Source organism: Oceanobacillus manasiensis, from assembly GCF_000724085.1.
GTDB classification, from domain to species: Bacteria; Bacillota; Bacilli; order Bacillales; family Amphibacillaceae; genus Oceanobacillus_B; species Oceanobacillus_B manasiensis.
In genome coordinates this window covers 1,375,834-1,399,254 of record NZ_CCDL010000001.1, presented here as the reverse complement: position 1 = coordinate 1,399,254, position 23,421 = coordinate 1,375,834, and the positions used below count along the sequence as shown (strand labels likewise).

9 protein-coding genes are annotated in these 23,421 nt (G+C 38.1%); 2 read left to right on the top strand and 7 right to left on the bottom strand.

The window, feature by feature from the left end:
• Positions 1 to 70 precede the first annotated feature (70 nt).
• The 7 genes from BN985_RS06915 to BN985_RS06885 all read right to left on the bottom strand — a co-directional run bounded on the left by BN985_RS06915 (position 71) and on the right by BN985_RS06885 (position 11,589).
• Positions 71 to 1,000 carry an ABC transporter permease gene (locus tag BN985_RS06915; protein ID WP_042222055.1) on the bottom strand — a complete coding sequence of 310 codons (930 nt, stop codon included), beginning with the start codon at positions 998 to 1,000 and terminating at the stop codon, positions 71 to 73.
• A gap of 263 nt (positions 1,001 to 1,263) precedes the next feature.
• Entirely contained in the window at positions 1,264 to 2,757 is a 1,494-nt protein-coding gene (locus tag BN985_RS06910; RefSeq protein ID WP_042222054.1) for a response regulator transcription factor, read from the bottom strand.
• A gap of 291 nt (positions 2,758 to 3,048) precedes the next feature.
• Positions 3,049 to 6,057, bottom strand: a complete 3,009-nt coding sequence (locus BN985_RS06905; RefSeq protein ID WP_084157466.1) for an endo-beta-N-acetylglucosaminidase — start codon at positions 6,055 to 6,057, stop codon at positions 3,049 to 3,051.
• Positions 6,058 to 6,413: 356 nt separating this feature from the next.
• Positions 6,414 to 8,174, bottom strand: coding sequence for a sensor histidine kinase (locus BN985_RS06900; protein ID WP_042222052.1), 1,761 nt, complete (start codon positions 8,172 to 8,174; stop codon positions 6,414 to 6,416).
• Positions 8,175 to 8,203: 29 nt separating this feature from the next.
• Positions 8,204 to 8,830, bottom strand: a complete 627-nt coding sequence (locus tag BN985_RS06895; protein ID WP_042222050.1) for a YesL family protein — start codon at positions 8,828 to 8,830, stop codon at positions 8,204 to 8,206.
• Between the two features lie 14 nt (positions 8,831 to 8,844).
• Positions 8,845 to 10,164 (bottom strand): glycoside hydrolase family 125 protein, encoded by a 1,320-nt coding sequence (locus BN985_RS06890; protein ID WP_042222048.1) that lies wholly within the window; start codon positions 10,162 to 10,164, stop codon positions 8,845 to 8,847.
• Positions 10,165 to 10,200: 36 nt separating this feature from the next.
• Positions 10,201 to 11,589, bottom strand: a complete 1,389-nt coding sequence (locus BN985_RS06885; protein ID WP_042222046.1) for a glycoside hydrolase family 1 protein — start codon at positions 11,587 to 11,589, stop codon at positions 10,201 to 10,203.
• A gap of 316 nt (positions 11,590 to 11,905) precedes the next feature.
• Here BN985_RS06885 and BN985_RS06880 point away from each other — a divergent pair, with 316 nt between their 5' ends.
• Both BN985_RS06880 and BN985_RS06875 read left to right on the top strand, forming a co-directional pair.
• A complete protein-coding gene (locus BN985_RS06880; protein ID WP_042222043.1) occupies positions 11,906 to 14,962 on the top strand; it encodes a hybrid sensor histidine kinase/response regulator in 3,057 nt (1,018 codons plus the stop codon).
• Positions 14,963 to 15,305: 343 nt separating this feature from the next.
• Entirely contained in the window at positions 15,306 to 23,270 is a 7,965-nt protein-coding gene (locus BN985_RS06875; RefSeq protein ID WP_052360631.1) for a Cna B-type domain-containing protein, read from the top strand.
• The last annotated feature ends 151 nt before the right edge of the window (positions 23,271 to 23,421 follow it).

The window sequence follows — 23,421 nt, the reverse complement described above, 5'->3', positions numbered from 1 at the left end:
TTTTTGATAAGTTAGCTGGTTTTTCTTCAGCTTTCATTGCTAATCCCCCTCCTTCACTTACATAAATGGCTTAGAACAGTGCATAATCTTTATCAATTCTCTTCACTATATAATTCGTTAATAAAACAAGGATCAACCCTACCATTGATTGATACAAGCCTGCTGCCGTGGTCATACTAATATCTCCCATTTGCATTAACCCACGATATACATAGGTATCAATTACATTGGTAACCGAATATAATGTCCCTGAATCTCTTGGTACCTGGTAGAAAAGTCCAAAATCTGCTCGGAATATCTTACCTATATCCAGAATGGTCAAAATAACCATTAACGGCATCAATGCAGGTAATGTCACATGCTTAATTTGCTGCCATTTACTTGCTCCATCAATCATTGCCGCTTCATAGTAATCTCGATTTATACCAGCTATAGCAGCTAAGTAAATAATGCTAGAGAAACCTACTGTTTTCCATACATTCATTGAGGTTAGGATATATGGCCAATATTCTGGTTCGTGGTACCATGAAATTCCACTCATACCGAGTGATTCCAGGATATTATTAAACAAGCCCTTATCCATACTAAGGAAACTGAAAACAAAATAACTTACAACTACCCATGATAGGAAATGTGGGAAAAGCATTCCTGTTTGATATACTTTTGCAAGTCGCTTATTTGCCAGCTGGCTTAGTAAGATTGCGAGTGCAACAGCCAAGGCTAACCCAAGTAAAATAAACACTAAATTATAAAGGATGGTATTTCGCGTAATAACCCAGGCATCACTTGTTGAGAACAAGAATTTAAAGTTATCGAACCCTACCCAGTCACTATGTATAATACTTGCAATGAAACCTTCAGGATGAATGGTGTACTCTTTAAATGCAATAACATTACCCGCCATCGGAATATAGGCGAGGAGGATAAACCATAACGTACCTGGCAACACCATTAGCAACCAAGTGCGATTTTCCCAGAGATTTCTAAAAAACTTCTTCATTTATACGTCCTCCCTCCTACTGTATTAACCAAAAAGAAAACCCTTACATTTATTCTACCAATTACCCAATCGATTGAATATTTGATAATTCATAGATTTAATGGATTAATTTTGTGAAAAACTTCGATCCGTCTTACCTGGCAATCCCCCCACTCCAAGAGGCCATTAAAAAGACGAAGCAGGGGATCAACCTAACAGGAAAGGTACGATTCGTTCAACTAGCAGTTGGGAGGAGTTAGAGAGACCCCATACGAAGTTTCCCTTTATTTATTAATTGTTCTATATTCGTTCGGTGTTACCCCATAATGTTTTTTAAACTGCTTATAAAAATAAGTTGGATCAGAATAACCGGCCTTCTTTCCGATTTTCCCAGCTTTTTCATGTGTATGGAGTAATAGATCCTTTGCTTTTTCTAAACGCATTTCATTTAAATATTCCGAAAAAGAGATGCCTATTTCCTTATGGAAAAGCTGTCCGAGATAAATTGGGTTTATGTAAAATTTTTGTCCAAGCAACTTAAGAGAAATCTCATCACTATAACCTGTCTGTAAGTACTCAATAACATCCTCAACCAAGGAATGATTGATTTCTTTATCTTTCTTCATGTGTAAGATTGCATTTTCAATAATTGTGTCGATTTGATCTGACAATTCTGCTATCGTTCTACTTTTTAGCATTTCATCGATAACCTTAGACAGCGTAACACGCTCTAAGGCAGCTGAGTGTGCATTGATAGCCATAACAACTTCTAGTGCGCCACTTTTCACCTGGTCAGAACTGCTCGTGTTCACTAACAACGTCTTCGAAACCCAATCCTTTGCTTGCCGAGTATCTCTTTCATTGATCGCTTTTAATAATGCTTCCATATGGATTGGTTTTAATTGGTTATTCACCTCATGAAAGGAAGCTTCTGAAGTAATTTTTATATCATTGAAAAAAGCATAATGGTCACGATGGGAAATCGCCTGTGACAAGCTGTTTTTTAATTCAGCTTTCGTCTCCCCTTTTTCTCCCATAAATAGGATGTATGGCAAACGTATGGACTCCTCTACAAAGTGAGAAATCTTATTGTCTACTTTTTGGTCAGTTATTTCGTCAGTAGGGAAAAGCAAGAGAAAATCGCTCTCCGGTGTTATACAGCAAATTGCATTTTCAGTTTTAAAAGCCTGCTCCAACTGGTTTTGAATAGCAGAAAACTTCTCTTCCGAAAAAGTATGCACTTCAGGAAAAGTTAAAAATGCTAGCTTTCTGTAAGAATTAAAGGGGCCCATATCCGAAATTTCCATCCTTGCCTCAAATTCTTCTTGCTGTATTTCATCATGAAGATATGACCAAATTGCATTATCCCTAAGCACATATTTTCTAATACTTTGCTGATTAGAAAGATACAATTTTCTTTTTACTTGTTCTACCGTTCTCACAAGTTCCTCTTCATTTACAGGCTTAACTAAATAATTTTCGATTCCTAATTCCAGGCCTTTTTTAACATAATCAAATTCCTGATAACCTGATAATACAATCCACCTTGTGCTAGGTTGGAATTGCTGCCATGCTTCAATTAATTCAAGCCCACTTTTACTGGACATTCTAATATCGGTGATGGCCAAATCGCATGCCGTGTCACTGTATGTCTTTAACGCCTCTTCTGCACTATTTGCGGTACCCACTATCCTACACCCAAGGCTCTCCCAATCAATTAATGCCTGTAATCCTTCTACAATTAGAGGTTCATCATCTATAAGTAAAACATGCAACATTGACTTATCTCCTTCCCACACTATAGTCCTTTTTATATCAACTATTTTCATTATAATGTCCCTGTCAATGAAAGCCCTTTCATTCATCATATCAAGTAGACTTTTTCTTTAACATTGAAAAAATCATAGTTTGATTGGATTAAATAAAGTAAATTTCATTTGTTGGTGGTCTTACTTCCAGTTTAGAGGGTAAAACATGGGGTTGTTTAAAAAGCAAAAGCCGAGCCAGACTCGAACCTTAAGATTCGAATCAGCTCGGCGCTTGCACCGACTATATTATATTGTTTTAACTTATTTGATTTCCTCTAACCATTTCTTTAATAGGTAGGCTCCACTACTCTTTAACACATTTTGCGTATCGTTAGATAGATCACCTAGTTGCTTCCCATCAAATTTGGAGAGGTATTTCTGTAAATGATGCTCAGCCTGTTTCCATTTCCCTTTGTTGTAATGCTTCTCAGCCGTTTTTAACGTGTTCGTTAATTGTTTTGATGCTGCATTGGATAGTTCTCCATCCTTCGTGTATTGTTCTATATCCACGTACAGCTCTTCTAACGTCGTTCTCACTACTGTTTTTGCTGTATTTCCTGCATAATCCTGTATAACAAATTCCAGTTTACTATCTGTGGATGCAGTCTGGAATTCAAGTTCTGTTAAATGTGTTCTACCTCTTATAATATAAGGCTTTGCTCCTTGACTATACGTTGTTTGGAAAGTTAACGGTTCACCATCTTCATAAACATACAGGTAATGCCAATCCCTTTGAGTTGGTAGCTCCCACGAAACATTCTTTCCATCAAGGGTCACACTCTCTGCAGGATAAGCTTCGATTTCTTTATCAACAAACGTATCCGAATAACTTACCCAATTTCCATCATCCACCTGGATTTGGATAAGGTATTTATCGCCATTTACTGGAGTATTGTTGAAAGTAACCTCTGACTCCTCGTTTTGTAATACAGCACGTTCGTCAACTTTTTCGGTTTCATCATATTCGGTTGAAAGCTTTACTGTTATTTGTTCCTCAATAGAAGCTGGGTTTTCCCACGAAACATTCATCTCACCGCTTGAAGTCTGTGTTACCGCTATATCTTGCACACTTTCTTCAAAGTTATAAGGAATGGTGACAGGATCACTTTCCTGTCCATCTTCACTTACAGCAGTTACGGATACATTTCCTGATAGGCCTTGCATGTTTTTAATATAGAAAACCTCATCATATATGCCACCAACATACACGCCATTATTATAAACGTTATATTGTTTGACCTGCTCGTATGGTGCGATGTCCCAAGAAATATACATTTCCTCAGAAGCTGTAAATGCCTTTGAAATCTGCAGGCCTGTAGGTGCATTTGGCTTCTCAATTGAATGATCAGTAAATTTCACTTCGCCAAGATTAACTTGGAAGTTATCAATCTGTTCATTATCCTGTGGGTCAAATACAATACCAAAGGCAGCAACCGATTTACCAGCATACTCAGAAAGGTCCACGTTTTGTGTAACCCATCCTTCTGACTTCTCATCCGAGTTTGGTATCGCTATTTTTTCTACTTCATCTGGAGATTCCTCAAAAATCACCCCTAAATGCATGTTCGACGCATCATTTGAGCTCTTATTATATGTTAAAGAGAATTCGGAAGTCTCATGAAGATCTATATCTGTTTTATAAAGTCTTAAGAAATTCTCGGCATCCAATGTTCCATTTACAACAAGTGAATTACCACCCTCATAAGCACCAATTTGTTCATAATCATACCTTGATCCAGCATTGTAATCCGCTCCGAAATCATAGTCCACATGTAATTCTGTGCCCGGCGTATCGATCCACCATTGCCATGTCACAGGTACGTCTTGTATATTAATATTTGACCATTCTTCAGGATTACTGATTTCGCCATTTTGGTAGTAGTGTAACCCTCTGCCAAGATTAAAGTGAGAGACGAAATTTCCACCATCAATAACACTTCGTTCTGCGATATATGCAGCTACACCGTCCCAGTTACCTCCCTGTGCACCAACATCTGATAAGGAAGCCTGCGAATCTCTTCCTGTGTTTGTTGGATCTAAGTTCGGACCTGACCACCAAGCACGGTCACGAATGAACGACATCCATTGATAATCGTTGTCAAACCTTCTTAGCGTGTCTTCTCCCCCTAGGTCTTCATCCAAACCATGATGAGTAAAATCAGCACCAAGCATGGCTATGCTGTTCATTGGGTTACCATTCTGATCTAGATTATTCTGTAGATTATTTCGGTGTCTTCCAAACCTATCTGCACCTGCTTCCACACCTGCAAATACACTTTCAAGTGGATCTAATCCTAGTTCTTCAGCATGTGCTTTTGAATTTTCCATTCTTGTCCTGTTCCAGTTATAGTTCAAGAAAATAGAATGAGCAATATCTCCGTATTCTGCATCCCGTAAGAATGGACTGTTTGCTTTATTAAATTCATTTTCATAATATAACCGTCCAGAATCATTCTTTGTTGAATCATACCATTGGACATACAATCCTTGTTCACGGATGTACTTCATAAATTCCTTATACTCGGGAATATCTTCTAGTTTTATTCCTGTCAATTCCTCTTGGTTAAAGAAGTAACCATCGAATCCAAAATACTCGGCGATTTCCACTAGCTTGTCTGCTACTGGGAAATTGCCATCCTTATCCCTTTTGACCATCTGTGTATACGATTGTGGGCCTCTATCGTTGCTTGAGAAGAAAATAACACCAAGTGATTCAACTCCATTTTTATGCGCTGCATTGGTATAGGCTGGGTTGGGAACATTCAACACCCCAAATTCAAACCATCTTTCATACCAAGGGAGTTCAGGATCATAAAGATCTCTCGGCACATCCGCTGTAGCTGTCCCATGCCAATAAGAATAATAATCAACATATTGCCAATAAGGAAACGTGTATTGGCCAAACTTATTGGTATAGGCAGTGCTATCCATAAAAGCGTTTCCATAATCGCCTGCTAAATTAAACATTTGTGTTTCAGCAGGTAATTCAGGGTTGGCCTGTGTGGCAGCAAAAGGCTCATTTCGTTCTTGTAGTGGTACCCGAGAACGAAACATATCGGCAAATTTATCCCGGTCTGGCTCCCATTTTAAAATATCATGAGAGGTATAGCCATGCTGTGTTGGTTGCTTTTCACCAGTCGCACTTTGCCCAGTGTATGGCAGCGTGTCCCCAGCAAATGCTACCGTTGCAAACATTTGCACCATTAAAACGGTGGCAACCAATATAACGAATGTCTTTCTAAATACTTTCTTTCGATGAAAACTTCTCATCCAATCACTCCTCCTTTTTTGTAAGCACTTACATAAGTCTAGCAAGATATTTAAAATCCTCCTATTGGATAAATGTTAGAAATAATGAAAAAACTATATGAAGAACTCAAAAGTGTAAGCATCCGTTTAGAAACGTAGTGACTGGAACGAATTAACTGAGATAAAGGAATCACGGTGAGGATACGAACCGATGATGACTTATCGTAGGGCAATTTGTGAAGTCGCCTAGTTTCTGGGTGCTGAAACTGGACGTGAGTCCCCTGCGTTTAACTTTTAAAAGAGACGAAACCCAACTGAAGATTTCGTCCCATAAAATCGCCCTCTATGTGTACAATGGCCTATATAATTAACTTCTTTTATTCTTGTCCAACAGGTAGAATTAGTGTAACTTCTGTTCCTATATCTTTCTCACTTTTTATAAATAGACCATATGGTTTTCCGTATTGTAACTGAATTCGTTGATGGATATTAGATAGCCCAATGGATTCCGAGGAGGTCCCTTCTTCTCCATAAAGCTTTTCCTGAATGGAATGTAACCTCTCTATTTCAATCCCTTTTCCATTATCACGCATGGTGATTGCAACCTTACGATCTTCCAATGCTTTAACCTGGATTTTTAACTGGTTTCCTTGTTGGTCCGCCTTGAATCCGTGGATGATATAATTCTCTGCCACCGGCTGCAATATGAACCGTAGGACTGGTAAGGTTAGCAATGATTCGTCAATCTCGTACTCTACTGAAAGTTTACTTGCAAAGCGATACTCCATAATTTTCATATATTGCTTTAAATGTTCGAGCTCTTCCTTCAATTGTACCTGCTGTTTATCTGACAGAGAATATCTAAGAGTTGTGGCGAGATGGTAAGTCATAGCTGCCGTCCCTTTTGATCCTTCGATTACTGCTTTCATTCGAATAGATTCCAACGTGTTATAAAGAAAATGTGGGTTTATTTGCGACTGCAATGCCCGCATTTCCGCCTCTCTTTTCTTCATTTCTAAGACGAAGGCTCTATCAATATAAGAATTCAGTTCTTGAACCATGCGATTAAAGCTGTTTGCTATGGTTGATAATTCATCCTTATCCTGCTCGGACACATTTACACGTGTTGTAAAGTTCCCGTCCTGTACTTGAAGCATATGGTACTCAATCTCACGCATTCTTCTAGCATATTTTCGAATAACTACATAGCCTGTTAACACGACCATAATCGCTAGGAATATAATGGCTAGAACCGTAAACCAAAAAGTAAACGATATCCCTTCAATTTCATCTTCTGGTACAACCCCAACATAGATAAAGCCTAAATTATAATCTACTCTGTGATTTAAATAATAAGTTCCGTCATCGTGGCCCCATTCTATTTGTTCGTTATTGGACATCCCAGTAGGTACTGGGACGTTTTCCAATTCATCAACCGAGCTGAATAGAAGCTCTTTATCAAGGGAATAAACCTGTACTCCACCAACTTCACTGTTTCCTAATATTTCCTCATCATTATTCAACTTGTCCAAACTATAATAAGCCGTAAAGGTTCCAATACTTTCAGGTGAAACACCATCATGGATAGGTTTAGAGATTGCGATCCCATTCTTTATATCCGGTAGAAAGCTGTCCTCTTTCTCCATCCGCATTTGACTCCAGTTGTAATGATTAAAAATATAATTAAACGAGTTCCCGGTTTCCAGGCTGGAAATATTAATTGCATCAATATCCTGATCTGTTAAATACATGGTGTTGACAAACGAATCAATGGTTGTCGGTACAAAGGAATTACTTTTCATGTAACTATCTAGTCTATATTCCCAGTAATCCTCGCGATTGTTTTGCAGCGCATATGCTACCGATTCAACGAGATCATTATTATAATAAAGCCTCAGTAAATTTGCGGAAAGATTTTGGTTCCTTGAATCAAAATAAGTCTCTAAACGATCAAGTGTGTGGTCATTCGCTCTCAATGCTTGTTCGACATACTCTTTATGTAAAAAGTGCCCAATAAAGAGAAGCAGAAGAGAAATCACAATCACGATTGTCACGGAGTAGATAAAAAGTATTCTACTGAAAACCTGATGCCATAATTTGCTTATCGAAGAGAATATTTTATGCTTTTTAAACCACACCGGCTAAACCCTCTTTCAAACTGCAGTAGTCATGAAACAAAATTAGCCTCCTGAATCTTCTTTTCTAGTATACCAAATCTTTTTTTGCTTACGATACTGCTCCAATAAGCCGGAAAGACTCCTAAGAAGAATAAGGTTAGTCCTGGCACTTGATAAAATAACCATATAATGAGCCCTAAACCTATGGATGTTAATACCATCAAAGCAGGACTTGCTACTGTAATAGCAATAGACTGCTGTACATATTGCTTGAAAGAATCATAGTGATAATGATTATACACGTTAAAGAAAGTAATCAGACTCATAAGAAGAATAAACAAAGCAAATAAAATAAAGTAATAAACAGCCATCATCACTGTTCCCTCAACAATAGAAGCAAATCTTAAGTTTACCAAAAGAAAAGATCCTACCAGCACAAATGCTGCCCCAACAAGGTTCTTTTTTATAAAATTTTCACGGTAAGACTGAATAAATCGCTTTATAATCGGTACTTCCAAGTCCCCATGAGCCCATTTTCTCGTTATATCATGCATCGCAATTGTTGCTGGCATAAAGCCAAATAGAACAAGCCCAACAAGCAAACCAATGACCCAGCACAAATTCAGTAACAACAATCTACTAATCCACTGACTTATTTCCGTAAATACTCTGATCATATTCGCCACTCTCCCTACATGACATTCTCTTTAAGACTAGCTAATGGGCTCCCTTTAATCGTTTCACCACAAAGATCAAGAACGAATTCACTAAATAGAGAATTAGACCAAGCAAACCAATCACGTGTGAATTTATTTGGATCTGAAGCATTGAAGCCCTCATGTAAATACCCTGTGTCGCCGTCCGTAGCTTTTATTAATTCTAAAATCTGCTGTTTCTCTTCTAACGTTGAAGCTGTGAGTCCCTGCATACTTAATGCAATATGCCAGATGTAATGGTCTGGGGTATGGGGACTGCCAATTCCATTTGCAACTTCACCTTCATAATAAAACGGATTCTCTCTTGAAAGTAATAGTTTTCTAGTGTTTTGGTAGCGTTCTTCATTTTTCTCACAAAATCCAAGGTATGGTGCAGCTAGTAAACTCGGAACATTGGCATCGTCCATAAATAGTTTATTTCCATTACCGTCGACTTCATAGCTATAAACTTCACCATAGTATGGATGATCTGATACAGCAAAACGCTGAATTCCTTCTAAAATCTCATCCCTTAACTCGTTGGATTTTGTTTGAAGTTCACTGTCCTTCCAAACCTGTTCACTGACCTCCGAAATGTAACCCAACACGACTGTTGCAAACATATTTGACGGGACTAAATAGCCATAAAGACAAGCATCATCACTAGGACGGAACCCACTCCATGTCATTCCCGTGTATGCTGTCTTACTACCTTTTCCATCACGGTTTAATGTATCAGACTGCCTTACATCCATCCGTTCAAATAAGTAGGGTGAATTTGTTTCATGATACTGTTCCGTTTTCCAAAGGTCTATGATTACCTGCACCGCTTCTTTAAATTGGCTATCAAAATGCGCTGTGCTTCCTGTCTGTTTCCATAATAGATACCCTAGCTGTAATGGATAGCATAACGAATCAATTTCATACTTCCGCTCCCACACTCCTGGATGCATTGTTGTTTTATCAGATTGGAAGCCTTGTCCGTTGCTTTCTTTATTAAATGCATTAGCGTAAGGATCCAGTAGCACAAATTCGATCTGCTGTTTCAATACACCAGCAAGCATTTTGGCAATTTCCGGGTCCTCAGCTGCTAACAGGTAAGGTCGCACCTGTGCTGTAGAATCGCGAAGCCACATAGCCGGAATATCACCCGTAATGACAAACGTTTTATCGTTTTCACTTTCCTGCAATGTCGTGGTATATGTATTTAGAAAGGTATTGGCAAATAACTTATGTAACTTTTCGTCATTTGGAAATTTCTTTTCTACTTTTTGAATTAATGCTGTTAAAGCTTTTGGTATTTGTTTATGCTCCATTGTTCATTTCCCCTTTACTTTTTACTGGCTTTTCTATTAGAAACCATTGTTGTCAATTACTTCTTTAAACCACCAACCACTTTTCTTCACGGTGCGTTTGCCTTGCTGTGCTAGATCAACGGAAACAAACCCATACCTATTTTTGTAGGCATTTAACCATGACCAGTTATCCATAAACGTCCATAGATGATATCCGTTTACATTACAGCCTTCTTCCATTGCTTTATGTACCCATTTCAGATGATCCTGGATAAAATCAATCCGATAATCATCTTGGATAACGCCATCCTCATTTAAGAATCTTTCTTCACCCTCAACGCCCATTCCATTTTCCGAGATGAAGCAGCGAATATTTCCATAGTTGTCGCGAAGGTTAAGTAGAATATCATAGATTCCTTTTTCATAGATTTCCCAGCCGCGGTGTGGATTGATCTTCTTCCCTGGCATGGAGTAATGGTCAAAAAAGTGCTCCATCGTAAATGGTGCTTCTGGATGTGGTAAATATTCCTTAGCCTTTACTCGACGAGGCTGATAATAGTTAACACCTAATAAATCGACTGTATTTTCCTTGAAAATTTCCAGATCGTTTGGTTCTGTTTTTGGCAGGAAATCCAGATCTTTTAAAATCTGTACGAGTTCTTGTGGAAACTCTCCCTTAACAGATGGATCAAGAAATGCCCTATTAAAAAACAAATCCGCTATACGAGAGGCCTTCTGATCAGCAGGATGCTTACTCCTTGCATAAGCCGGGGTCACATTTAAGATAATCCCAATTTCCCCTGATTGCCCTGTTTGTTTATATGCTTGAATTGCTTTAGCACTTGCGAGTAGCGAATTGTATGCTACCTGTACTGCTTTTTTAAAGTCGAGCTCATTTGGATAATGCATATCATATAAATAACCAGCCTCTACTGGTACAATAGGCTCGTTCTGGGTAAACCATGTGTTAACTCTATCTCCAAATAAGTTAAAGCATGTATTCGCATATGCTGCAAACGCTTCTACAACCTCACGATTTTCCCATCCTCCTTTTTCCTGTAACGCCAGAGGCATATCAAAATGAAATAGATTAATAAATGGTTTGATATCTGAAGCAAGCAGTTCATCAATAACATCGGTATAAAATGTGACAGCCTTCTTGTTTACTTCACCAGTACCATTCGGTATTAATCTAGACCAGGAAATAGAAAAACGGAAAGAATTGTGGCCTAGCTTCTTCATTAGTGCTATATCTTCTTTATATTTTTTATAAAATTGAGAGGTCTTCCCTGGTCCCACTCCATCGAAAAATCGATTGGATTCAATCTCAAACCAGTGATCCCAAATGTTTTTTCCCTTTCCATCCTGATCAATGCTTCCCTCCATTTGCGTTGCAGAGGCAGCAGAACCCCACCAAAAATCTTTTGGAAACGTGTAGTCACCCATTTCTATTCCCCCTCTATACTAGCTTTCTATTATTTTAAAAGAATGCGCTTTCTTTAATTAAATCATTCCTTTGCTTAAATGAAAACTTGAAAAAATTAATGAATTAATTTTAAAAGTAAAAGAAAGTATGTAAAAAAGAAAGCATGAATTCAAATTCATGCCCACTCTGTCTTCTTATGTATAGTCAGCCCAAGCATTTATCAGTTTGTTACCATTTTTCAAACTCATCTATACCTTTATCTATGACCCTATGTTAACATGGGTTTTTAAGCCTAAGACAAATTCACCGAAATATAAATCGAGGAAGTAAATACACATGAAAATCAACAGTACGTTTTCCCTAACAAAAATCCTATTTTTCATTATAATATCCTTGTCCGTTCTAACTGTGTTCCGACTAGCATGGGAATCTTTTTATACGCCTCCAGAAGACTACTTTGCAGAAGATGGTGCAGTGGATTTAAATAATGCAAACTTCGAAGCTGGCACCATTATACATTTAAATGGTGAATGGGGTTTTACGCCGGGCGTGTTACTAGATCCGAAATCCCCCTCAGCACCTGCCTCTTACCTTGAAGTGCCGAGTAATTGGAGTACTCACCTCAACTCAGATGAAGAGAATGAGACTTTCGGTTATGGTACCTATCAGCTAAAAGTTAAGCTTCCTAACAGAGAACTTTCTAGTTATGGCATACGTTTTGAAAGAATTTCTACAGCTGCGAAAGTTTTTGTAAATGGAAAATTGGTTAACGAGTCAGATCCTATTGCCACAAATGAAAAGTCCTCAGCAGCAAGAATGCATGGCCCCTTTTTAGGATACTTCACCACAGATGAGAATGAACTTCATATCGTTGTCCACCTATCAAATTATGAAATACCGCTATTTGGCGGGTTAACGAAGTCAGTCGAGATTGGTTCTTACGGGGCAATCAATAAAAAAGAAACGCAATCTATTTTTTTACAGTTGCTCATTGCCTCCATTTATTTCCTACATGCTGGATATGCGTTCTTTATCTTCTTTCTTAGGAAGAGTAATTTGGAAAAAGAGCTATTATTTTACGGACTGCTTGTCTTTCATTCTGCTATTGTTTTATTATTCGATCAAGAAGTCCCTATTAAACTACCGTTCGAGGCAGACACGACATACAAACTCATTATCTTTTTCTATATAACAGCCCTGTTCCTGATTGGGAAGTTTATTCAGCATATTCTAAAGTCAACTCGAAAAGCATATCGCTATATGGGTTATTACTACGCAGGCTTAGTATTCGTAAATCTTCTCCTGCCCTTAGACTATTTTTATTACTTTGCTATTTTTGTTTTAAGTTTCTTCATTATAACAGTACCGTTTCTGTTTTATGACACGATTAGAACGGTACGGAATGGTTACAAGGATGGTCTGTTTGTGTTGCTGGCATTAACTGGTTATACGTCAAATATGCTATGGGGAAGTGGGATAAAACTAGCTGGATTTGAAGCTCCTTATTATCCGTTTGATACAGTCGTCACTATTATTGTCTTAGCCTTTATGCTCTTAAAAAAACAAATCTATATTTCCAATCAATATTCCCTACAGGCCGTGAAGTTGCAGGAAGCTGATAAACAGAAGGACGACTTTCTAGCAAGAACATCTCATGAATTACGCAACCCGCTGCATGGGATATTGAATATTGGCCAATCCCTTTTAGAACAAGATATCAGGGGGAAATCACGTCAAAATATTACCCTGCTTCTACAAATTGGTAGGCAGATGAAACATACCCTAAATGATCTCCTCGCCATTTCGCAGTTAAAAGATGGACGGATACGTTTAGAAAAACAAGCAATCCACATACGTTCCGTTGCTGCAGGAGTTCTCGATATGGTTCGATTTATGACAAACGAGCAAAATGTGTCTTTTCACTTAAATGTCGCGAATACTTTCCCACTTGTTTCTGCTGACGAAAATAGGATGACACAAATTGTATTTAATCTCGTCTATAATGCTGCTCGGCATACAACAGATGGCTTCATTACGATTAGCGCGAGACAAGAAAAGGCAATGGCACTTATTTCGGTTGAAGATACAGGAAAAGGAATAAAGCCGGAAGATCAAAATCGCTTGTTCGAACCATATGAACAGGTGGAAACCGATACAAATTCTACTGAAGATGGAATCGGCCTTGGCCTTTCCATTTGCAAAGAGTTGGTCGAGCTGCATGGAGGGGAAATAACGCTGGAATCCACAGTAGGTTTTGGAACGAATATTACATTTAGTGTTCCCCTTGCAACCGAGGGGGAAGAAAATAAGTCATCCCATGTGGAATCAGCATCTGTATTAGAGAATCTCCAAGAAACAGAAGCTTCCCAAATCGAACAGCTTAGCCTACCAAATGGGCATGCACCTACCATTCTATTAGTGGACGATAACCCGGTGAATTTAAAAGTATTAGAGAATATTCTAGAAACGGATTACAACATTTTAAAAGTGGTAGATGCGAAGGAAGCATTAGAAATTATCGAGCAGCAACACATTGATCTTTTGATAGCAGATGTCATGATGCCAAGCATGTCAGGCTATGAACTAACGGAAGAAGTCAGGAAAAAGCATACACTCACCGAGCTTCCTATTCTATTACTAACAGCCCGACATCAGCCTGAAGATTTACGAATCGGGCTTTCAATTGGGGCAAATGATTATGTGACAAAGCCTGTGGATGCAACGGAATTAAGAGCCCGTTTACATGCACTTATTGCATTAAAGCTATCCGTAGCAGAACAACTAAGGACAGAAGCAGCATGGCTACAATCGCAAATACAACCACATTTCTTGTTCAACACACTGAACACCATTGTGTCACTACAGGAAATTGACTCTGACAGAGCTACACGGTTGCTTGAGGAGTTTGGCAGCTATTTAAGAGGGAGCTTTAAAGACCAACATGTTAACAGAGTTGTTCCACTTGCTGAAGAACTAGAATTAGTTCAGTCCTATTTATACATTGAAAAAGAGCGCTTTGGCAAGCGGATTTCAGTTGATATGGATATACCGCACAAGGAAATGTACCTTCCTCCCTTTACCATTCAACCGCTTATCGAAAATGCATTGAGACATGGCATCTTGAAACGAAGCAGAGGCGGAACGGTTGGCCTCTATGTGAAGGACGCTGGCAATTTTTATAAAGTCATCGTAAAAGATGATGGTGTCGGAATGGACCAAGGGAAAATAGGAGAAATTCTTCAAGCTGATCACTACACAGGTGGAGTCGGTGTGTCGAATACACATCGAAGATTAATCCAGCTGTTTGGTGAAGGTCTCACCATTACGAGTGAAGTCGGTAAAGGAACACAAGTTAGTTTTCGAGTACCGAAGGACCTTTCTAAGAATTATTAGCAAGCATAAGAACACAGAACACCCCGACTACATTTGTAGGCGGGGTGTTTCTACTTTCTATTATTCTACTTCACGCTTTCTTCTTGCATGAGGTAAATTGATCCCCCTGCTAGTAGTAGACCTAAACCGATTTCTAACTTCCTCTTAAAAGGCAGCATCTTTCTTGATGACTAAATAGTGGGAGTCTTACGGACGGTTGCTCCGGGATAAAATACTCATTTAAATCAAAATGGTACTAGTCATGTTGTCTGTTGTATATAAATTGTAGAGTTGGGCCATATATACTGAATTCTTGGATACGGATAAGACTATCCAAATATTTTTTTCGGAAGGAGTAGTTTAATTGAACAAAAGACTAAGTGTTCTATTTATTTTCATGCTAGTCTTTCAGACGATTTCCAGTAGTCTCATTTTACCTTCACAAATTAGTGCAGAAGGTTCTGAGCAAAGCATTTTCACTGGTATATCGTTTACAGATGAAGAAGGCAAAACAATAGAACTAGATGAAGCAGTTGAAGAATCAGCAGTGAACGTGCACGTTGATTGGTCAATTGATGGCATTGATGTTAAGGAGGGAAGTACAGAATCCATTATTCTTCCATCTGAATTAAGTGTTTCAGATGAACAATCGGGTACTTTAGGTGATGCAGAAGCCGATGTGGGTACTTACAAAATAACAACGGATGGTAAAGTGACTGTTTTGATTAATGATTCCGTTGTGAATAACCCAGAGGCAAATGGCACTTTTGAAGTAGCAGCTACTGTGGTAGTTGAAGATCTCGGAGATAAAGCTACCGAAGCTGATGAAAAATCTAAAGGGAATACGGAAGAAGATGTAGATGCTGCAAAGGAAGATACATCTAAAGAGAATACTACTGAACCAGATGAAGCGACTGATGACAAAGCAGATGATAACAGTTCTAACGATGAAGAAAAACCTGAAGATCAGTCAGTAGTTAAAGATGAAGATAAACAGAGAACGATAGATACTTTCGCGGAATTACCAGAGAATATATTTACTTTTAAAAGATTGACTCATAACGGTAATGACATTGAAGATGGTTCAATTATCGACATTAGTGATGGGACACAAGTAGAAATTGAATTTTCTTGGAATACTGAGGGGCTTGGTGTTAAGAGTGGAGATACTGCTTCCATGCAGTTACCTGAAACTTTTGTACAGGTTACGACACCTGAAATACCTCTTGTTACGAGTGGTATCACAGTAGGTACTTACAGTATTCAAAATGGTGAGTTAGTATTTAAATTTAACGACAATATTGAAGATGGTGATGTTTCCAACGGGATAGTTGGTTTAAATTTAAACTTTAATTTACAAAAGTTTGAAGAAAACATTGAACAACTGATCCATTTCAATGACTCAACTAACAGAGAGATGAATGTTGTGGCTAAGCCCTATAATAATGCAGAAGGTGTTACAAAAGAGGGGCATCCGGACCAAAGCCACAACGCAAGTGAGATTACGTGGACTATCGATGTAATGAACAACAGTGGTGAACCAGTATCTGATGCGACATTATCAGATATTTTACCAGCGGGCTTAGGTTCACCTGAGAATTTCGTTATAACAGAATTATCAACTGGATTGCATGGTGACAAAATTACAGGAGAAACAGTTGAAATCCCAGTAGATGTTACGGATAACACATTCGATATAGCGTTTGATAATTTAGAGCCTTATCATGGCTACCGCGTACAATATACTACGTCTGTTGATGATAGGGATCAAACAGAATTTACAAATAACGCAACATTCTTTAATGGCGAGTCTGATTTACCTGCAGATGCAACTGTATCCAAACTGACAGCTAGTAACCCAGTTGAAAAGTCTGGTGAATATAATAAAGAAACAGGTCAAATTGACTGGACGATTGTGGCTAATGAGAATGGTTTTAACATCGGAAATACCATCATAGAGGATGTGTTACCAAAAGGTTTGACTATAGATGGGGAGACATTTACAGTTGAAAAATTTGTTGATGGTTCTAAGGATGAAAATTTCACACTTGATACAAATGATTTCCCACTTAATCTTGGAGAAACAGCTGCAAATGAACATTATGTAATCAATTTCAGTACAGATATTGATTATGAACAGGTTAATGATGGTGAATATCAAATTGATAATAGTTTTACAAACGTTGCCACATTAAATGATGGCAAAAAAGAACTAGCTGAAGATGATGCTTCTGTTAAATTTAGTCGAGACCCACTTTTAGAAAAATCGGGTACTTCTAATGTTGACTATGAAAACAAGACATTAAGTTGGACAATTGATGTAAACAGAGCGAAGCATCCACTTGGAAATATTGTCATCACAGACTTAATTCCAGAAGGACTGAGTATTTCAGAAGAAGACATTGAAATCACTAACCATGATGGAGAAGATTTCGAAGCTGAGGATATTAAGGTGACTGAACAAGATGACGGTAAACAAGAGGTTGTTATCGATCTTGGTGATATTGGGACACAGCATATAACGATAAAGTACACAACAGGGATTGAAGATTTTGATGTTAATAAATTCAGTAACACTGTTGGAATAGGCGGGGACGGCATTGGTGATGGTGACCATGACACTGGTCATGAAATAAGTCCTCGGGGCAATGGTTTCTACAAAGATTTTAAAGGTATTAATTATAGTGAAAGAACGATGGATTGGAGCCTTAAAGTTGATCCGATGAGAGAAGCGATAGAATCTCTTACGATAGAAGATACTTTCCCAAATAAAGGTATGATTCTAGACCCTTCAACTGTGGTGGTTAGTCATTCCAAAAATGGTCTTCTAACAGAAGGAGAAGATTTTACTTTAAAGCCGAGGACTGAAGATGGTTCAACAGGTTATCAAAAAGGTTTTATCATTGAACTTAATGAAGAGTTCTTACCGTTAGACGGCGGATATTTAGTGGTTGAATATACAACTTCTTATGATCCTCAATTTGAAGTTAATGGTAATACATTAGATCCCCATGTGAATTCAGAAGAGGAGCAAAGAGTTTATGTAAACCGTGCAACATATACTGGTACAACAGTAAATGGAAATGAAATCAATGTTAACAAAGAGGCCAAAACTACTGTAAGAGAAGATTCATGGAACAGTGGTAAGAAAGAAGGGCAACTCGTCCACGAAAACAGTGAAGGCAATTTAGTGAATGGTTGGCAAAGTGGTTCAGAAAGAAAAATTGCTTGGCAACTCTACACGAACTATCAACAACAAAACTTAGGTAGCGATGTACAAATCACCGACACTTTAAAGTATGCTGGCACGATCGATGAGGATAGTATCAAAGTATCTATTTATGATGTAAGTGCTGATGGTAAAACGACAATTACTGATAGTGTTTTAGATTCAGCTGCATATAATCTTGTAGTAGACGGTGACCAATTCACATTATCATTTAATGAAGAAGTATCTGACAGATATGTAGTAGAATTTTTAACAACTGTACCGGATATTTCACAGGAAAAATATACTAACGGAGCGACAGTTGAAGTTGGAGAAAAGAAATATCCATATACTGGAACAGTGAGCTATGTAAAACATAATCACTTCTTAGATAAATCAACGATTGGGCAAGAGGGTTCTGATGTCTATATTGGTGATGAGGTAAATTGGCAAGTTGAAGTGAACGATAGCTTATCCATTATCGATGATGCAAAAATAACAGATATCATTAGTGCTGGATTAGAATATGTTCAAGGCACACTTGAAATTTCAACAAGAGATGGTAACACATTAAGTGAAGGCAAAGATTACATCCTATCGAATACAAAAACAGAAGATGGTGAAACGGTTCTTTCAATTGAATTTAATGAAACATTAAACCAGGCGTTGACTCTAAACTATACAACGGTAGTTTCAGCAGAAGATGGAGATACAGTGAACAACGAAGTCATTTTGAGTGGTGAAAACATTGAAAACAAAACTGTAATATCTGAAGAACTCACTGCTGAACAATTCAGTTGGGTAGATGGAGAGTTTAATGTAAATCGTGGAGCATTAAAGATTGTTAAAAATGATTCTGAAACTGGAGAAGCTATTCAAAATAACGCTGCCACGTTTGAGTTGTATTATGATTTGAACGGCGAACGCGTACAATTTGGCGACCAGTTTCAAACGGGTGAAAATGGTGAAATCCTAATTGGCAACTTGCCACTTAGAACATATTACCTACAAGAAGTTCAGGCACCTACTGGCTATATCATCGATGGAGAAGTGCAAGAGATTGATATAACTGAACCATATGGTACTGCAGAACATGTTTATGAGGCTGAGTTTACAAACACGATAAAGAAAACAGACATCTCCGTGACAAAAAAGTGGGATGACGCAAATGATCAAGATGGTATCCGACCTAATTCCATTGATGTTCAATTAACAACTGATAGTGGATCTGTCGGTGAAACTGTCACTTTATCAGAGAATAATAATTGGACACATACTTGGTCAGATTTAGCTAAGCATCACTCAAACGGGGATTTAATTAACTATACTGTCCAAGAAGTTGATGTACCTGAAGAATATAAGCCAACAACAGAAGTGGACGACAGCAATGTTATCATCACGAACACGCATGCACCGGAGACGATTGAAGTTTCAGTTTCCAAAGTATGGGATGATGAAAACAACCAAGATGGTGTTCGTCCGAATAACATTACAGTTAACCTACTGAATGGTAGTGAGGTTGTGAAAGAAGCAGTATTGAATAAAAGCAATGATTGGAAACATACTTTCAGTGATTTGCCAAAATTTGCTGATGGTGAAGAAATTCAATACAGCGTAACAGAAGATACTGTAGAGAACTATTCACCAACGATTGAAACTACTAATACAGATAACGGTTTAAACAGTGTTGTAACGAACTCCTACACACCTGAAGAAACAACTGCAACCGTAACGAAAGTTTGGAAAGACGGAAATAACCAAGACGGCAACCGTCCAGCAACTATTTCAGTGCAATTGTTTGCAAATGGCGAACGTCATGGTGATCCAGTAGATGTTACAGCAATAGATAACTGGACATACACATGGGAAGGCCTTGACCTGAAATCTGGTGGAGAAGCAATCAACTATACGGTTGAAGAGCTGAATGTTCCTGAGGAATATGAAGTTAGTGTTAATAATAAAGACCATGGAAATTTAGTAATTACTAACTCTTTTGAACCAGAAGTAACAGAAATATCAGTAACAAAAGCTTGGGATGACAACGATAATCAAGATGGAGTCCGTCCAAAAAATGTACAAATTAATTTACTAGCTGACGGTGAAATTGATAAAACAGCTGTTGTAGACGAGGAAGGAAACTGGGAGCATACGTTTACAGATCTTCCTGTATATGAAAACGGAGAAAAGATTAAATACACAATTACGGAGAACAATGTTCCGGAATACAGTACTTCAGTTGAAGAGGATCCAGAAGCAGAAAATGGTTATGTTGTCACAAATACACATACACCAGATGAAACAAGCGTTACTGTTACAAAATCTTGGAAAGATGCAAACAACCAGGACGGTAATCGCCCGACTAGTATTGAAGTTCAATTAATAGCTAATGGTGAAGCCCAAGGTGAAAAAATAACCCTAACAGCTAAAGATGATTGGACATATACGTGGTCTGGATTAGATGAGAATGCTGATGGTGAACAAATCAAGTACACAGTAAAAGAACGTAATGTTAATGATGAGTACACTGTTACAATTAATGATACAGATCACGGAAATATCATTATAACTAACAGCTATACACCTGAATTGACTGAAGTTCCTGTTACAAAAATATGGGACGACGCTGATAACCAAGACGGAAAACGGCCTTCACACATTAAGCTTCACTTACTTAATGATAGTGGAAAAATTGTGAAGTCAGTAGTAGTCCAAGAGCAAGATGGCAATAAATGGCAATACACTTTCAAGGACTTACCGAAGTACGAGAATGGTGAAGAAATAAATTACGCTGTACAAGAGGACACAGTTTTAGATTACTCCACAACAGTTGAAAAGAACCAGGAAGTGGAAAATGGATTTGTCGTTACCAATTCTTATACACCTAAAGAAACAAGTGTGTCCGTAACAAAAGGTTGGAATGATGAAAACAACCAAGATGGCATCCGTCCAGAGAGTATTGAAGTTCAATTAACAGCTGATGGTGAACCAGTAGGAGAAACTATTAATTTATCAAAAGATAATAATTGGACACATACTTGGAATGGTCTAGATCTATATGCTGACGGAGAAGAGATTGATTACTCAGTGAAAGAAGTAAATGTTCCTGAAGGTTACACATCATCTATTAATAATGCAAATCATGGAAACATTATTATTACAAATACGCATACGCCAGAGTTAATAGATATACCTGTTACGAAAGTCTGGGATGATGGTGAAGACCGAGATCGTGTTCGTCCAGATAATGTTACAGTAAATCTGTTAAAGGATAATGGTGAAATTGTAAGACAGGCAATTTTAGAAGTTGAAAACGACTGGAAAATAACATTCGAAGATTTACCGAAGTACGATAATGGAAATGAAATCAAATATCGTGTTACTGAATATACAGTAACAGAATACTCTACTTCTATTGAAGCAGATGAAGAAAATGAACATGGGTTTATTATTACGAATGAATACACACCAGGAGAAACAAGTGCGACTGTCACAAAAGCTTGGGATGATGCGAATAACCAAGATGGTATTCGTCCAGATAGTATTGAAGTTCAATTGCTAGCAAACGGTGAAGCAACGGGAGATACAGTTGAACTTAATGTAGAGAACGACTGGACATACACATGGAACGGCTTGCCTTTAAATGAAGCTGGTGTCGCTATTGAGTATTCAATAGATGAAATTGAGATACCTGAAGGCTATGAAGTTAGCATTAATAATGAAAATCATGGAAATCTTGTCATCACAAATACTCATGAACCAGAACTTACTGAAGTAGCAGTAAATAAAATCTGGGATGATGCCGACAACCAAGATGGCATCCGTCCAGAAGCTATTACAGTAAACCTTCTTGCAAATGGTGAGCAAGTTGATTCTGAGACAGTGACTGCGAAAGATAGTTGGGAATATACTTTCACAGAGCTTCCGAAATATGCAGCTGGTGAAGAAATTGTTTATACAGTTGATGAAGCAGCAGTAGAAGGTTACGAAAAGCAAGTTGATGGTTATAATATCACAAATTCTTATACACCAGAGCTGACAGAACTGGTTGTTTCAAAAGTTTGGGATGATGCTAATAATCAGGACGGTGTACGCCCAGAATCTGTAACAGTCAACTTGTTGAATAACAGAGGCGCTATTATCGATGAAGCAACACTCAGCGAGGATAATGAATGGCAGCATACTTTCCCTGACCTGCCGAAATACGAAAACGGGATTGAGATCAACTATAGTGTCACAGAAAACTCTGTTACAGAATACTCAACATCAATTGAGAAAACTGAAACAGAGGAAGGAATAGAAAGTGTGATTACTAATACGCACACACCAGGAGAAACAAGTGTAACAGTGACTAAAGGTTGGGATGATGGAAACAACCAGGATGGCATTCGTCCAGAAAGTGTTCAAGTTCAACTGCTTGCAGATGGTGAAGCAATAGAAGGACAAAAACCTGTTAAGCTTGATGAATCTACCAATTGGACACACACATGGAATGGGCTTCCTGAAAAAGCTGACGGTGTAGCAATCGACTACTCAGTGGAAGAAATTGAGGTACCAGAAGGCTATGAAGTAACTGTACATGATGAGGACCACGGTAATATCATCCTTACCAATGCTCATACACCAGAAGCAATAGAAATAGCTGGCACCAAGACATGGGATGATGCGAATAATCAAGACGGCACGCGGCCAGATTCAATTACAGTAAATCTCTTAGCAAATGGTAAAACCGTCCAATCTGTTAAGGTAATAGAAGCAGATGACTGGAAATACAGCTTTACAAACTTACCGAAATACGAAGCTGGTGTCGAAATAGAATACACCATAACAGAAAATACTGTAGACGGCTATAACACTACAATTAACGGTTATGACATCACAAATACGTTATCTGCTGTAAAAGATGTAGGAGATAAAGGTGATTTAGCAAATTCGCCAACTGACTCCAACGACAAACCAGAAGCTCCTTCAAAAGGAAAATCAGGAACTACAGATTCCGAAACTGCAAGAAATAAATTACCTGATACAGCGACAAATACATTTAACATACTTGCATTTGGAGTTGGATTGTTAATCATTGGAATGGTCCTAGCAATTTACCGCAGGAAAAGAGAATTAAACTAAGCTTAAATTTAAAAGTACCAATCGTCGATTTCATTTCATGACGATTGGTACTTTTTTATTCGAGCTGATTTACTTTGCAACTCGTATCCACAACAAAGCCCATTCTCATCGTGCTATTTAAGTGGGTAAAAAATTAGAAGGTATCAGTTCG